Annotated in this window: 6 protein-coding genes and 1 pseudogene; 4 read left to right on the top strand and 3 right to left on the bottom strand. The window is 62.1% G+C overall.

Annotated elements, in window-relative coordinates; all coding sequences use genetic code 11:
• Positions 1–398 precede the first annotated feature (398 nt).
• A pseudogene (xseA, locus tag JFX23_RS09290) lies at positions 399–1,670 on the bottom strand (exodeoxyribonuclease VII large subunit); the annotation flags it as partial.
• A 463-nt stretch (positions 1,671–2,133) separates the two neighbouring features.
• On the opposite strand from xseA, the gene JFX23_RS01810 reads away from it, so the two are divergent.
• Entirely contained in the window at positions 2,134–3,210 is a 1,077-nt protein-coding gene (locus JFX23_RS01810; RefSeq protein WP_198775464.1) for a 4-hydroxy-3-methylbut-2-enyl diphosphate reductase, read from the top strand.
• Positions 3,211–3,910: 700 nt separating this feature from the next.
• Here JFX23_RS01810 and JFX23_RS01815 read toward each other — a convergent pair.
• Entirely contained in the window at positions 3,911–4,975 is a 1,065-nt protein-coding gene (locus JFX23_RS01815) for an endonuclease domain-containing protein (protein ID WP_198775465.1), read from the bottom strand.
• Positions 4,976–5,377: 402 nt separating this feature from the next.
• On the opposite strand from JFX23_RS01815, the gene ychF reads away from it, so the two are divergent.
• The 3 genes from ychF (at position 5,378) to JFX23_RS01830 (ending at position 12,078) form a co-directional block, all read left to right on the top strand.
• On the top strand, positions 5,378–6,460 hold the full coding sequence (gene ychF, locus JFX23_RS01820) for a redox-regulated ATPase YchF (RefSeq protein ID WP_198775466.1): 1,083 nt from the start codon (positions 5,378–5,380) through the stop codon (positions 6,458–6,460).
• 621 nt (positions 6,461–7,081) lie between these two features.
• Positions 7,082–10,345 carry a DUF5979 domain-containing protein gene (locus JFX23_RS01825; RefSeq protein ID WP_332874658.1) on the top strand — a complete coding sequence of 1,088 codons (3,264 nt, stop codon included), beginning with the start codon at positions 7,082–7,084 and terminating at the stop codon, positions 10,343–10,345.
• Positions 10,346–11,106: 761 nt separating this feature from the next.
• Positions 11,107–12,078 (top strand): diaminopimelate dehydrogenase, encoded by a 972-nt coding sequence (locus tag JFX23_RS01830; RefSeq protein ID WP_198775467.1) that lies wholly within the window; start codon positions 11,107–11,109, stop codon positions 12,076–12,078.
• Positions 12,079–12,369: 291 nt separating this feature from the next.
• Here the strand turns inward: JFX23_RS01830 and JFX23_RS01835 are convergent, their stop codons facing one another.
• Entirely contained in the window at positions 12,370–13,830 is a 1,461-nt protein-coding gene (locus JFX23_RS01835; RefSeq protein ID WP_198775468.1) for an amino acid permease, read from the bottom strand.
• Positions 13,831–13,922: the final 92 nt, after the last annotated feature.

A 13,922-nucleotide genomic window follows, 5' to 3' on the forward strand; every position in this document is an offset into this window, starting at 1 on the left:
TTGGCGTGCTCACTTGGAGCCGCAGATCTCTCCGGTTTGCCGACCTTGGCGGCAGCTTCGGCCTCTTTCATTTTCTGAAGCTGAGCAGCGGTGAAAATCCTGGGAAGAACAGGCGCCTCATCCGGGGATGAATCGAATGCGAAGGCTCCCCCAGGGGGAGCCGCGTCAACAGACGCTCCGTCAACAAACGCGCTGCCAACAGACGCCCCACCAATAGGCTCCCAACCAGCAGAAGCCCCGCTAGCACGAGGCCTTCCAACAGACGTCCCAGCAACGGGTCCTGAGGCAGAGGATCCCCAAGCAGCAGACCCCAAACCAGTAGATCCCCAACCCGTAGACGCTCCACCAACAGATGCTCCAGCAGCAGGACCTCCGCCGACAAGGCTCTCACTCCCCGAAGCTCCTGAGCCCTGTCCACTGGCCGGACGTGAACCAATAACCTGGGCGAGCAGCCGACCCCTGGCGACGATGCCCTCGACGAGGGAACCCTTCGCGACCTCAGAAGCGTCGCGGACGAGACTGCCGTCAGGGAGTTTGAGCATGGCATAGCCGCGATCCAAAGTGCCTTGGGGTGACAGGGCTGTGAGGGACGCGCGAGCCTGAGTGAGCGTCTGCGTCTCGGCCGCGAGGCGGCGCTCAATCGCGTGACGCATGTGCGTCGTCGAATGCTCCAACTGGACACGATGCGAATCCAAAACAGCGCCGGGGCCTGCCAGCACGGGCCGGGACAACAGCATCTGCAGGGCGTGCTCTTCGCGCGAAAGACGCGTCCCAATCGCTGCGCGCATCCGAGTGAGCGCCTGCATGACCCCCTCGGATTCTTGACGGATATCCGGCACGATTCTCCTGGCCGCGTCCGTCGGAGTTGAAGCACGATAGTCGGCGACCAAGTCGAGGAGGGGAGCATCGCCCTCGTGCCCGATCGCGGAAACAATGGGGGTGGAGGTGCGGGCGGCTGCGCGGACCATCGCCTCCTCAGAAAAGGGAAGGAGATCCTCGACAGAGCCGCCGCCGCGCGCGATGACGATGACCTCGACATCTTCGATCGCGTCGAGTTCGCTAAGAGCCCTCGTCACTTCAGCAAGGCAACGCTCCCCTTGGACGGCGACTTCGCGGATCTGGAAGCGCGCGGATGGCCAGCGGGCTTGAGCGTTGACGAGGACATCGTCCTTCGCTTTCGCATTGCGCCCGCAGATCAGGCCGATCGTGCGAGGAAGGAAGGGGAGGGGTTTCTTCCGCTCCCCCGCGAACAGGCCTTCTTCGGCGAGGCGACGGCGCACCATCTCGATTCGGGCGAGCAGATCGCCCAGACCCTCGACGACGACTTCCTCCGCGCGCAGGTTCAAAGTGCCGCGACGCTCCCAGAACACGGGCTTGACGCGGGTCACGACTCGCGCACCCTCGACAAATGCCGGTCCTGAGGCGTCGATCAACGAAGGCCAGGCCGTCACCGTCATCGACGTATCCGACTCGATGTCGCGCAGTACGAAGAACGCCATTTTCGTGCCGGGGCGCGGCTTATACTCGACGACTTGCCCCTCGACCCACAGAGTTGACATGCGGTCGACGTAGATCTTGATGTTCTCCGTCAGGCGGCGCAGCGGCCACGGATTATCGCGCGTCGTATCGGCCGCTTTCGCGGCGGGTGGGCGTGGAGGGGTGTTCGGCACCCGTCAAGGATGCCACAGTCCGCCCTCTGCTCCTCATCGAGGTGAGGCCAGGCTGGTGACTCAGGAAGGACAGGCGTCAGCTGGGGATCATGCGCGGCGGGATCGGCGAGGTGCACCTTGTCGCCTCGTGCGAATGGGGGAGGATGGACGGGCCAGTGGCCAGAGATCAGCGCAGATCTTGTCCTGCGCGAATCGGGAAAGGTGTCTTCAGTCTGGAAGAGCTGCTGAACTGAGGCGTTACCCCTCGCGAATCGGGAGAGGATTTGCGGCTGAATCCGCGTGTCGCGCGTCGTTGACATGCACACAGCGGGGATAAGACGCCGCATTCACCGTGCCCTGCCTCACTGACCTGCGAAGTGCCAATGAGGGGTGCCAAGCGTCCAATCAGGCTTTCAACGTCGCCCTCGTCACCCCGGAGCGTCCGGCCTCGTCGTCGGCGCTCGCACGCCGCTAATCTGTGAGCATGACTGACGAGACTCCGGACCTGCGAGCTTCCGCCGCCGACACTCTCTCTTCCCTGCCTGATGTCAGCGGCGAGGGCGGACGCATCCTCCTGGCCGCACCCCGCGGCTACTGCGCCGGTGTTGATCGTGCCGTGGACGTCGTGGAGAAGGCCCTCGACCTATACGGGGCACCCGTGTACGTCCGCAAAGAGATCGTCCACAACAAGTTTGTCGTCGAGTCACTCACGAAACGCGGTGCGATCTTCGTTCAGGAGACTGACGAAGTGCCCGAGGGCGCGCGAATCGTCTTCTCAGCTCATGGCGTCTCCCCGCAGGTGCACGAGGCCGCCAAAGCCCGCAACCTGGCGACCATCGATGCGACGTGCCCGCTCGTGACGAAGGTCCACCGCGAAGCCGTGCGTTTCGCGAAGGACGACTACGACATCATCCTCGTCGGCCACCAAGGCCACGAAGAGGTCGAGGGCACATACGGTGAAGCGCCCTCCCACATCCAGGTCGTCGGCACTCCTGACGAAGTCGATTCGATCGAGGTCCGCGACCCTGAGCGCGTCGTGTGGATCTCCCAGACCACGCTGTCCGTGGATGAGACCCGTGAAACCGTGAACCGTCTGCGTCAACGTTTCCCGAAGCTCAGCGACCCGCCCTCAGACGATATCTGCTACGCGACCCAGAACCGCCAGGTCGCGGTGAAGACGATCGCACCGAAGGTCGATGTCATGGTCGTCGTCGGCTCTGCGAACTCCTCAAACTCTGTGCGCCTCGTGGAGGTTGCGCTCGAGGCCGGGGCTGGTAGCGCTCACCGTGTCGACAAGGCTGAAGAGCTTGAGCCCGAATGGTTCGAGGGCACGAAGACCGTGGGCTTGACTTCGGGAGCGTCTGTTCCGGAGATCCTTGTGCGCGAGGTCGTCGAATGGCTGCAGGCTCGTGGTTTTCCGACGGTGGAGGTTGTTCGTACGGAGAACGAGACAATCACTTTTGCCCTTCCGCGCAATCTGCGCGCCGAGCTCGCGGAGAAGGGGCTTACGGACGCGCGCCCCCACGCCCCCCGCAAAACCGGGCCGAATCACACGAGGTGAAGGGGACGAGGGCAGGTTCTGTGATCTTTCGAGGGCGGGACCCTCTGAGGGGGAGGGATTGAGGCCTTTCGAGGGCGGGGTTGCGCGTCCTCTGAGGGTAAAGCTTGGCGCCTTTCGAGTGTGGGCTCTGGGCGTCCTCTGAGGCGCCGTGCCCACCGTGCGGATACCGGAGTTTGACGGGCCGAGGACCAGGCAAGGGGTTTGGCTAAGTGACCGCGGAGGGACTTGCGAGGCTCGCTCATTGGTCTTTCCTCGCTTTCCTCCTTCGATTCCAGGTTTGCCGTCCTATTCCTGCCGTATGGCGCTTGTTTTTGCCGGGAAACCTGGAATAGGTACCCGGATCGGCCGGGAAACCTGGAATCGGCGCCTACCTTGGTCGGGAAACCTGGAATTGACGAAGGCAGATGGTGTGAGGCTGCTGGGGGGATGAGTGGTGTGGTGAGTGTGGCGTGCGGCTCCGCGAGGGTGATGAGTGCTCAACGCATTTCCAGTTCCAGGGCTTCTCGGCATCCGTTCCTCGTGCGCCAGGGAGGTTTCCCTGGCTTCCGGCGCGTGTTCGACGACATGTATCCCCGTGTCTCAGGGAGGTTTGTCGGGCTCTCCCCTCCGGTTCCAGGTTTGCCGTCCTATTCCTGTCGTATGACGCCTGTTTCTGTCGGGAAACCTGGAATAGGCCCTTGCGATCGTCGGAAAACCTGGACTAGGCGCGAGTGCGTGAACGCGCGACGCGGGAAATGATCAGCTGTCGGTTCCACAGCGCCTCTCCGTGGACAGGGGACACGATTGGTGCAGAGGTGCATTTGGAGACTCGGCCAACAAGCTTGGCTCGTAGAGCAGCAGGATCCATGAGTTCCTCCCATGCGACGCGGATGACCGTCCATCCTGCATCTTCCAATTCGCGTTGGCGTGACAGGAGCGCGCGGTGAGCGCGCTGAAAAGAGTCGTGGTCCTCGCCCATTTTGATGAAGCCGTCGAATTCGAAAGCGATTTTCAACGAGGGGATCGCGAAATCGAGGAAGTACGAGTGTCCCCGAATGACGACCTCATGCTGTGTGTGGATCTCATAGGGCATAACCGTCGCGAGTGCGAAGAGAAGTGCCTGTTCTCCGATGGTCTCGCATCCGGCGTCGGACAGGGTAAGTACCGCTTCTGCCTGTCGTTTCCCGGGGATGGAGCCGAGACCTCGAAGACCGTCCAACAACTTTGCCTTCACGATCTCTTCGCGTCGGCGCGATGCAGGCTGGCGAAAGCGGTCGAATCGACTCAATGCCTTGATGATCCCCGAGACTGCGATGACTGCGTCCAGGGGGCGAGCTTTGAGTGCCATCTGCAGTGCGGTCTCTTCGAGTGAATCCACGAGCAGGCCGCCGATTCGCTGTGGCTGGGCTTCTGTGTACGTGCCGTGTGTTGATCGAAGTCGGACCGCTGGGATCTGATGCGTGCTCATGATGACGCTGGGGAGTGAGGAAGGGGTGAATGATCCTGCAACGCGGATCGATACGCAGGGGTTGTGAGCCCAGCAGGACAGTCCGTGGATCAGCATCGCGGACTCGCGGGTGAAGACGACTTCGCGCCGCATTGTTCGGGCGACTGCGAGGATCCTGGCTTCGGCCGCAGTGGAGAAGGCCTCCCATCGGGGGAGTGCTTCACTTTGCTTCGGAGCAACGATGGCGACTCCGCGCTTCACTCGGATGAGTTCACGTGAAGCGATAGCGCCTTTGTGATTCCCTCGGAGCATGACGAGGTCTGAGTGCGTCATCTTCATGGGGCGACTATCGCCTATTCCTTCTTCACCTGAACGAGGACGGAGCTCCGGGTGTGGATGACCTTCGGTGCGGAGCCGGACTGTTGATTTCTGCCGGCAGCTGCGGTTCGTGTCGGCTGTTCACGTCCTCTGCTCGCATCCGCGATTCCAGATTTGCCGTCCTATTCCTGTCGTATGACGCCTGTTTCTGCCGGGAAACCTGGAATAGGCCCTTGCGTTGGTCGGGGAAACGTGGAGTAGGCGTGTACGTTGGTCCGGAAACCTGGAATCGGCGCCTACCTTGGTCCGGAAACCTGGAGTAGGCGTCGCCGCGCCTCGTGGAGAACGGGTCAGACGCCCGCGTCTCCGCGAGAACGAAGCACACCCCACGAGCCTCGCTTCGCCGTCTGTAGAATGGCGCTCGTGTCTCTCACCATTGGAATCGCTGGACTGCCCAACGTCGGCAAGTCGACCCTGTTCAACGCGCTGACCCGCGCGACCGTCCTCGCCGCGAACTACCCCTTCGCAACGATCGAACCGAATGTTGGCGTCGTACCCCTGCCGGACCCGCGCCTGAAGGTCCTCGCCGAAATGTTCCACTCGGAGAAAACCATCCCCGCGACCGTGTCCTTCGTGGATATCGCGGGCATCGTGCGAGGCGCGTCTGAGGGTGAGGGACTGGGGAATCAGTTCCTCGCAAACATCCGCGAGGCCGACGCGATCTGCCAAGTGACGAGGGCGTTCTCCGACCCTGATGTTGTGCACGTCGATGGCAAGGTCGACCCGGCCTCGGATATTGAAACCATTCAGACCGAGCTGATCCTCGCGGACATGCAGACCTTGGAAAAGCAGATCCCCAGGCTCGAGAAGGAAATCCGAGGCAAGAAGACCGAGCCGATCGTCCTCGAAACCGCGAAAGAGGCCCTGGCTCTACTGGAGAAAGGCGAGCTGCTGTCGGGACCTGCTGGCGCCGCCCTCGATCAGGATGCGCTCAAGTCCTTCCAGCTCATGACGACGAAGCCCTTCATTTTCGTCTTCAACATGGATCAGGCCGGGATGGAGGATGAGGCTCTTCAGCAGTCGCTGCGCGACCTCGTCGCCCCGGCTGAGGCGATCTTCCTTGACGCCCAGTTCGAGTCCGAACTCGTCGAACTCGACGAAGAGGATGCCCGCGAAATGCTTGAGGATTCCGGGCAGACGGAGGCGGGCCTCGACAAGCTCGCCCGCGTCGGTTTTGCGACGCTCGGCCTGCAGACCTATCTGACGGCGGGTCCGAAGGAGGCTCGCGCGTGGACGATCCACCGTGGCGACACCGCTCCCCAGGCGGCCGGTGTCATCCACACGGACTTCCAGCGCGGTTTCATCAAGGCGGAGATTGTGTCCTACGACGACCTGGTTGAGCTCGGGGGCATGCAGGAGGCGCGCGCCGCAGGCAAGGTCCGCATGGAGGGCAAGGACTACGTGATGGCCGACGGTGACATTGTGGAGTTCAAGTTCAACGTGTGAGTTTCTCCTGATAGTTAGCTCCGGCCTTGACGAAGAGGACGGGGGCTTGGCAGGGGGCCTCGAACGTACTGGTGCTCGGTGTGGTCGGCTCGGTGCTGGCGTTGGCCGGTGGTGTGCTTGTCGCAGTGAGGAGTCGACGTGACGAGCTCTGATGACGCTGCGCCACGGCGGCTGTTGACTGGTCGCTGAGGCAAGGAGTGAGCGGTCCTATCCCGGTGTTCCGGGATAGGACCGCTCATGCGTACCACCCGCATCCAAGACAAGCCTGCCTGTACCGTTTGACTCGCATCGCAAGTGGGGGATCATCGTGACGCTGGAGGCACAAATCGCCTAACCCCCGCTGTAGGCAAACAATGCACCAGATCCAAAAACCGGGTAAAGGGTCCACTATCCCTCGAAGCTGCGCACGGCCCGGGCCAGGTGTGCCTGAGGGTGTTCGCCGACCCCTGCGCCGCAGGTAGAAGGCTGTTCGATCGTGAGTTGTGGTAGAATTTTACAACTTATGCGTAGCAGGATCTGGTACGTGTATGTGTCGTCCCTTGCGGCGTGTCCCAGTTCCAGCGGATGATGGAGAAAGGTGAAAGTATGCAGACGTCTATCAGGAGCCTGTTATCTAGGGCGGTGAGTTCGAGAGTGGCCGGTGTTGCCGTGGCGCTCCTGGCGGCCCTGGGTATCGTGGTCCAAGGGCTTGCTGCGCCGGCCGCGGCCGAGGTTAACCCCCAGATCGAGGTCACCAACCTCACCCTCACCAAGGTGAACTCTGCCAATGAGCAGCAGGATGGCCAGCTGTACGTGAAAGGCCTGGCCCTGCTGACGTTTGACTGGGACGCCTCGAAGACAACGCCGAAGGAGGGCGACTCCTTCACAATCACCCTGCCCGAGGAGATGAAGTTCCACTCGACTCTCGTGGTGCCCATGGACTACGACGGGCAGCATGTGGGGCAGTGTACCTTTACTGAAAAGATCGTCACCTGTACCTTCGATGCTGCGATCACCCCGCTGGTCCAGGCGGGAAACAAGGACATTCATGGGGTCGGCAGTTTCCAACTTGATGTCGTTTCGTACACCACCCAGGAGGAGCTGCTCTTCACCGTCAACCATGACAAGACCGTCAAGGTTGACCTCCCCGGGGCCGGCGGAATCCCAAAGCCATCCGGCGGCACTTACCGCCCAGACATGCGTCTCTACAAGAGCTACAACGGCATCATGAAGGAGGGTGATACGCAGGCGTTGTGGTACTTCAACTTCGGTGGGCCGAGGCTTATGAAGGCGCTTGGCGTGACCTTCGACGGCCAGACCTCGCATACCATCACTTTTAATGACACGCTCGGTGCGGGCATGACCTGTCCGCTGCAGCAGATCTACCTCCACGCCATTGACTCTGAGGAGAATCCCTCACAGTCACTCCTTCTAGACTCAGGAACGAAGGAGGGCCCGACGACGGGCGACCAGGGGACTTTCGAGGTCACCGGCGAGTGTGGGGAGATGGCAGCTGACGGGACGACACCGATCACTTTGGTGGCGAAAGGCCCATTCAGAGCGAAGACCAACTATTCACTCTCTTACAGGACCCTCTTCGTCGGCGGTACCGCGCTTCCGGGCACTGACTACACCAACACGGTGACGGTTGCCGGAACCCAGATCACCGAGAGCAAGACCACGCAGTTTGTCAAGGCGGGGTCGGTGCAGGTGGCGATGAGGCAAGGTGAGGGCACCTTCAGCGTGACCAAACGAATTGCCGCGGACTACGCCCAGCAAGCGGATGCAGGTGTGACCTTCACGGTCGCCTTCGACTACGAGCTTCCCGCAGGCACTACCGCGGACAGTTACCCGAAGTGGACGCCGCCTGTGAATGAAGACAATAGCAGTACCCTCAATGCTGACAAGCGCACCGGTACGGCCACGATGGTTGTCAAGCGGGGCGAGGAAATCAGTTTCGCTACGCCGTTCCCGGTGGGCACGACGATTAGCAACCTGCGTGAGGACACCTCGACGGCTAATCCTGCCCTGCCTGCCGGATACACCTGGAAAGACCCCAAGTTCACCATCGGCACGGTTGCAGGCACGAGCCTGACGATTGAGGACCAGAAGACCACGAAGGTCAATCTGTTGAATACGGTGGGAGCTGCGGACAACGGCTTCCAGGTGGTCAAGAAGGCCAATGGTGCCGAGGGCGCCGCGGCGAAGAAGTTTAGCTTCAGCTACACCTGCACCCTGCCGGACAACACCAAGAAGAACGGACAGATCGCGGATGTCCCGGGTGACGAGACCCCCGTGGCGAGCCCTGAGAAGTTCCCTGTCGGCACCACCTGCGAGGTGACTGAGGACACTGCAGGTGTCGGCATTGACGGTTACACCCTTGACCCGGCTGGCCACGATGCCCAGTCCGTGACGATCGGCATGGGTAGCGAGCCGACGGTCACCGCCACCTTCACCAACACCTATACGCGCGACATGGGTCGTTTCTCGGTGACGAAGACGGTCGCGGGTGACGCGGGCGACAAGGCGCCGGATACTTACACCTTCGACTACACGTGCAAGGCCGATGGTAAGGACCCCATTACGGGCACCATCATCGTCGGCAAGGGCGAGTCGAAGAAGTCCGACGAGATTCCCGTGGGCTACTCGTGCACGGTCAAGGAGCGCGTCGACCAGGGCCAGGATGGCACCGCCTACCTTGAGGGCTACACCCTGGACGTTGTCGCCAGCCCCGATGTCACCATCGCCAAGGGTGCGGTCCCGAATATCGACGTGACCAACACCTACACGCTCAACAAGGGAACCTTCTCGGTGAAGAAGGTCGTCCAGGGCGCCACCTTCACCGGTGCGGACAACACCTTCACCGTTCAGTACACCTGCACGCACAACTCGGTCGCTCTCACCGACGAGCAGAAGGCTGGCAGCCTGACGCTGACGGGCAACGGGACGGCTGTCACGAGCCCCTCCCTTCCCTTCGGCACCTCCTGCACAATCAAGGAGGCCGACGGCAGTGCGCAGCGTGCGGGCTACGCCGTGGCGACCGCCTACACCGCCGGTCAGGTGACCGTGGGAACCGCGACTCCTAGCCCCGAGGTCACGGTGACCAACACCTACACGCCGCTTGAGGGTGGATTCGACATCTCCAAGACCGTGGACGGTGACGGAGCCGCACTGGCCAAGGATAAGGAGTTCACCTTCGACTACACCTGCACGCCGCTCACCGGTGCTGCCCAGGTGAAGGGAACCGTCGTCATCAAGGGCGGAGAAATCGGTGCTGTTACGGACGTGCCAGTCGGCTCGTGCTCGGTGTCCGAACGTGACGCCACGATCGATGGAGCAAGCCTCAGCACGGTCCTCACCGTTGACGGCTCTACCAATGGCGTGAACAACGGTACCGCGGTCTTCGACGTGCGGGACGGCACCACCGTCAAGGTTGCTGCGACCAATACCTACGTGCTTGATCGTGGTTCCTTCTCGGTCGCGAAGACGGTTGTTGGCGGCGCGGACTCCTTCACCCGCGACACCTTCGTGTTCGACTACGTCTGCACGGATGGCACCGAGGGACGCCTTGACGTTCTGGGTGACGGGACCGCCGTGGAAGGGCCGCGAGTGCCGACGGGCACGGAGTGCGCGCTGACTGAGCGCGCTCAGACGGCGAACCGTGAGGGGTACACGGTTGTGAGCGAGCTCTCCGATAGTGGCAAGGTCACCATCACTGACAAGGACACGGTCGTGGCCGTGACCGCGACGAACACGTACACGCCGGTGCCGACACCTACGCCTCCGGGCAAGACATTGGCCAAGACGGGTGCGTCGAACGTGCTGATGCTCGGTGTGATCGGCTCGGTGCTGGCGTTGGCCGGTGGTGTGCTTGTCGCAGTGAAGCGTCGACGTGACCAGGTCTGATGACGCCCGGCCAAGGCGACTGCTGACTGGTCGCTGAGGCAAGGAGTGAGCGCCCTCATCCCGGGACACCGGGATGAGGGCGCTCGCCCATGTGCAAGGGCCCCAGATACGACGAGCAGAGCAAAGCCTCCAGATGTGTCCGGGCGTGTCGGTCCAAGGGCTTGGTGTGGTGCTGCGCAGATGACACGGGGCGCGGCGCCCAGGGCTTGACCATCCGCTTTCCTTGGCCTGCTGGACAACGTCTCGCTGTGGGCTGCGATAGGGCTCGGGATCGCGGTCGTTTATCTTCCCGTCTTATAGATTGCGTTTGCGACATCACCGTTGTGCCTGTCGCAGCGGATTACCTGCGCGGGTGTGGCCTTCCTTGTCTTGTGGGCGCAGAGGTTCGCGAAAGTCATGAGACGCCTGCACTCTCGCTTCTGCACACACGAGGCAGTGCGGTGATTTTCACCTAGGTTTGACCTGTGCAAACACCCCGCTTCCGTGCGCGTGAGGCACAGCGATCTGAGTTCGGGTGCTGGAGTGCCCCCACTCCTGCACAAGAGGGGGCCGGTCGAGCCTCGTTCGAGCACTGAAATGTCCCGTTCTCATATTGCGAGCACGCCCGAATGCCTGCAATGATCCCGAAGCACGTGGTCTTCAAGTCCCGCGCCCGCACAAGCAATCCCCCCGATCCTCGTCCGGCCGTTGAGACACCTTCTTCGATCATTCGGGGAGCGGACCAAGCTTGATTCAATGGATTTTTCGCTTATGGAGGCACGATGATCACGATCGCCATCAACGGTTACGGCAATCTCGGACGAGGCGTTGAAAAGGCTATTTCGAAGAATGACGACCTCGAACTCGCTGTCGTCTTCACTCGCCGCGATCCGCGCACCGTCACAACCCTCGGCGCGCCGGTCGCGCACGTGGACACGATGGCCGAGTGGGCCGACACCGTGGATGTCTGCATCAACTGCGGCGGTTCGGCGACCGACCTCGAAGAACAGGGACCGGCCGCGGCGAGGCTTTTCAATACCGTTGACTCCTTCGATACCCATTCGAAGATCCCCACTTATTTCGCCGCCGTTGACGAGGCCGCGAAAGCGGCGGGGCATGTCAGCCTGATCTCGACCGGCTGGGATCCGGGGCTCTTCTCAATGCTCCGCGTCCTCGGCGACGCGGTCTTGCCAGATGGAGCCTCCACGACTTTCTGGGGCCCGGGCGTCTCCCAGGGGCACTCCGATGCGATCCGCCGCATCGAAGGAGTCGTTGACGCGCGCCAATACACGCTCCCCGTTGAGTCGACCGTTCATGCCGTGAAGAACGGTGAGGAGGTCGAACTCACGACCCGCTCAATGCACACCCGCGCGTGCTACGTCGTCGCCGAGGAGGGCGCGGACCGTGAGCGCATTAAACGGGAGATCGTTGAGATGCCGAACTACTTCGCCGACTATGACACCACCGTCACCTTCATCTCCGCTGAGGAATTGGCCGGCGAACACTCCGGTCTGCCGCATGGGGGGACCGTGATCCGCCGTGGCACCACCTCTGAGGGTGTCCACGAGTCCATCGGCTTCGAACTCGCCCTCGAGTCGAATCCGGAGTTCACCGGCTCGGTTCTGACTGCGATGGCACGCGCGGTCGCCCGGAAAGCCGCCCGTGGGGAGATGGGTGCGTGTACGGTCTTCGACGTTTCCCTTGCTGAGTTGTCCGCGAAGACCCCGGAGGAGCTCCGCGCCCACTGGCTCTGAGCTCCTCAGCTCATGGACGGGAGCCCGAGGCGGCTCGTTGAGCTGCTTCTGAGTTCCTCACCCACGCCCGAATCCTGAGTTCGTGGTACTCCCTCAGACAGGCACCGGGTCCGCGGGGGCGATCCTCACCCACGCCCGGATCCCCGGCCGCGCGCCCCCAGATGTGGCCGCTTCCCCAGGCCGCGCGCTCCCAGACAGATCCGAATCCCGAGGCCGGTGCGTCCCTCAGGCGCCCCGAATCCCGAGGTCGCGCGCCCCTTGCCCCACGCTTGAATCCTGAGTTCCCCTCGTTTACTCGCGGCCGAGGTCGGCAGTCGCGAGGTCGACGGCGGGTTCTTTCGTGACGAGCTTGTGCCCTGCCCACAGGGCGAGGAAGAAGGGGATCCCGATGAAGGGGAGGAGAAGCTCGCCAAGCGGCGCCCCATCCCTGAGCGGACCGTAGGACTGGCCGACAACGATGAGGACGCAAGCCACGAGCGCAACGATCGCACCAGCGGGGAAGAATCGGGCACGGTAGGGGAGAGAATCGAGCGAGATATTCTGAATCGCGAGCGCCCTGCGGAACCTGTAATGCGACCAGGAAATGCCCATCCAGGTGATGAAGCCCGCCAGCGCGGAAACCGTGAGGAGGAACTCATAAGCCTTACCGTCGCCGACGAGCGAGGTGATGAAGCCCGCAAGACCCACAAGGGTCGTCGCGAGGAGCGCATTGACCGGGACTTGGTGCTTGGAGAGCTTTTTGAGGAAACGCGGAGCGTGGCCCTTTTCAGCGAGTGCGAAGAGCATGCGCGTCGAAGCGTACAGGCCGGAGGTGCCCGCCGAGAGGACGGAAGTCAAAATGACGGCGTTCATCAGCGAGGCGGCAGCGAGAATTCCGGCCTTGTCGAAGACGAGAGTAAAGGGGCTGACCGAAATGTTCGTCTCCGAGGAGTTAAGAAGGCTCGGATCCGTGTAGGGGATGAGGAAACCGATCACGGCGATCGCGCCGATATAGAACAGGAGGATTCTCCAGAAGATCGTGCGAATCGCGCGCGGGATCGTGCGCTCGGGATCTTCGGCTTCTCCAGCGGCGACGCCGATGAGTTCGGTGCCCTGGAAGGAGTATCCGGCGACGAGGATGACGAGGAAAACACCCTCGGCACCGCCGACGAAGGGCGCCTCACCTGCGGTCCAGTTCTGAGCTCCCGGAGCTTCTCCGATGATCCCGAGGATCATTGCGAGGCCGAGGATCAAGAAGACGATGACTGCGAGGACCTTGATCGTTGCGAACCAGAATTCGGATTCGCCGTAGGCCTTTGTTGAGAGGGCGTTGATGCCGAAGAGGATGAGGAGGAAGAGCCCGGACCACAGGATCGAGGGGACGTGCGGGAACCAGTACTTCATGACGAGAGCTGCTGCGACCAGCTCCGCTGCGACGGTGATCGCCCAGTTGAACCAGTAGTTCCATCCCATCGCAAAACCGAAGGAAGGGGACATAAAGCGGCGTCCGTATTCGCCGAAGGACCCGGAGACGGGTAGGAAGGCTGCCATTTCGCCGAGGGACTGCATGATGAGCCACACCATGAATCCGATGAGGCCGTAGGCGAGAAGGGCTCCGCCTGGGCCTGCGCTAGAGATCGTGGCGCCGGAGGCGACGAAAAGACCGGTACCGATCGCGCCTCCGATGGAAATCATCGTGAGGTGGCGTGACTTCAGGGAGCGGTTCAAAGAGCGGTTGTCACCCGTGGGTGCGGGAGGCGTGGGGGAGGACATAAGGGGTGCGTCCTGTCGTTGTGTGAATTGTTAGCTGATGGGGAGTGGGACCTTCGAGCACATCCCCGAGTACATCCCCTAGGGGGTGCAAT

It is taken from the genome of Schaalia cardiffensis (assembly GCF_016405145.1).
GTDB lineage: Bacteria > Actinomycetota > Actinomycetes > Actinomycetales > Actinomycetaceae > Pauljensenia > Pauljensenia cardiffensis.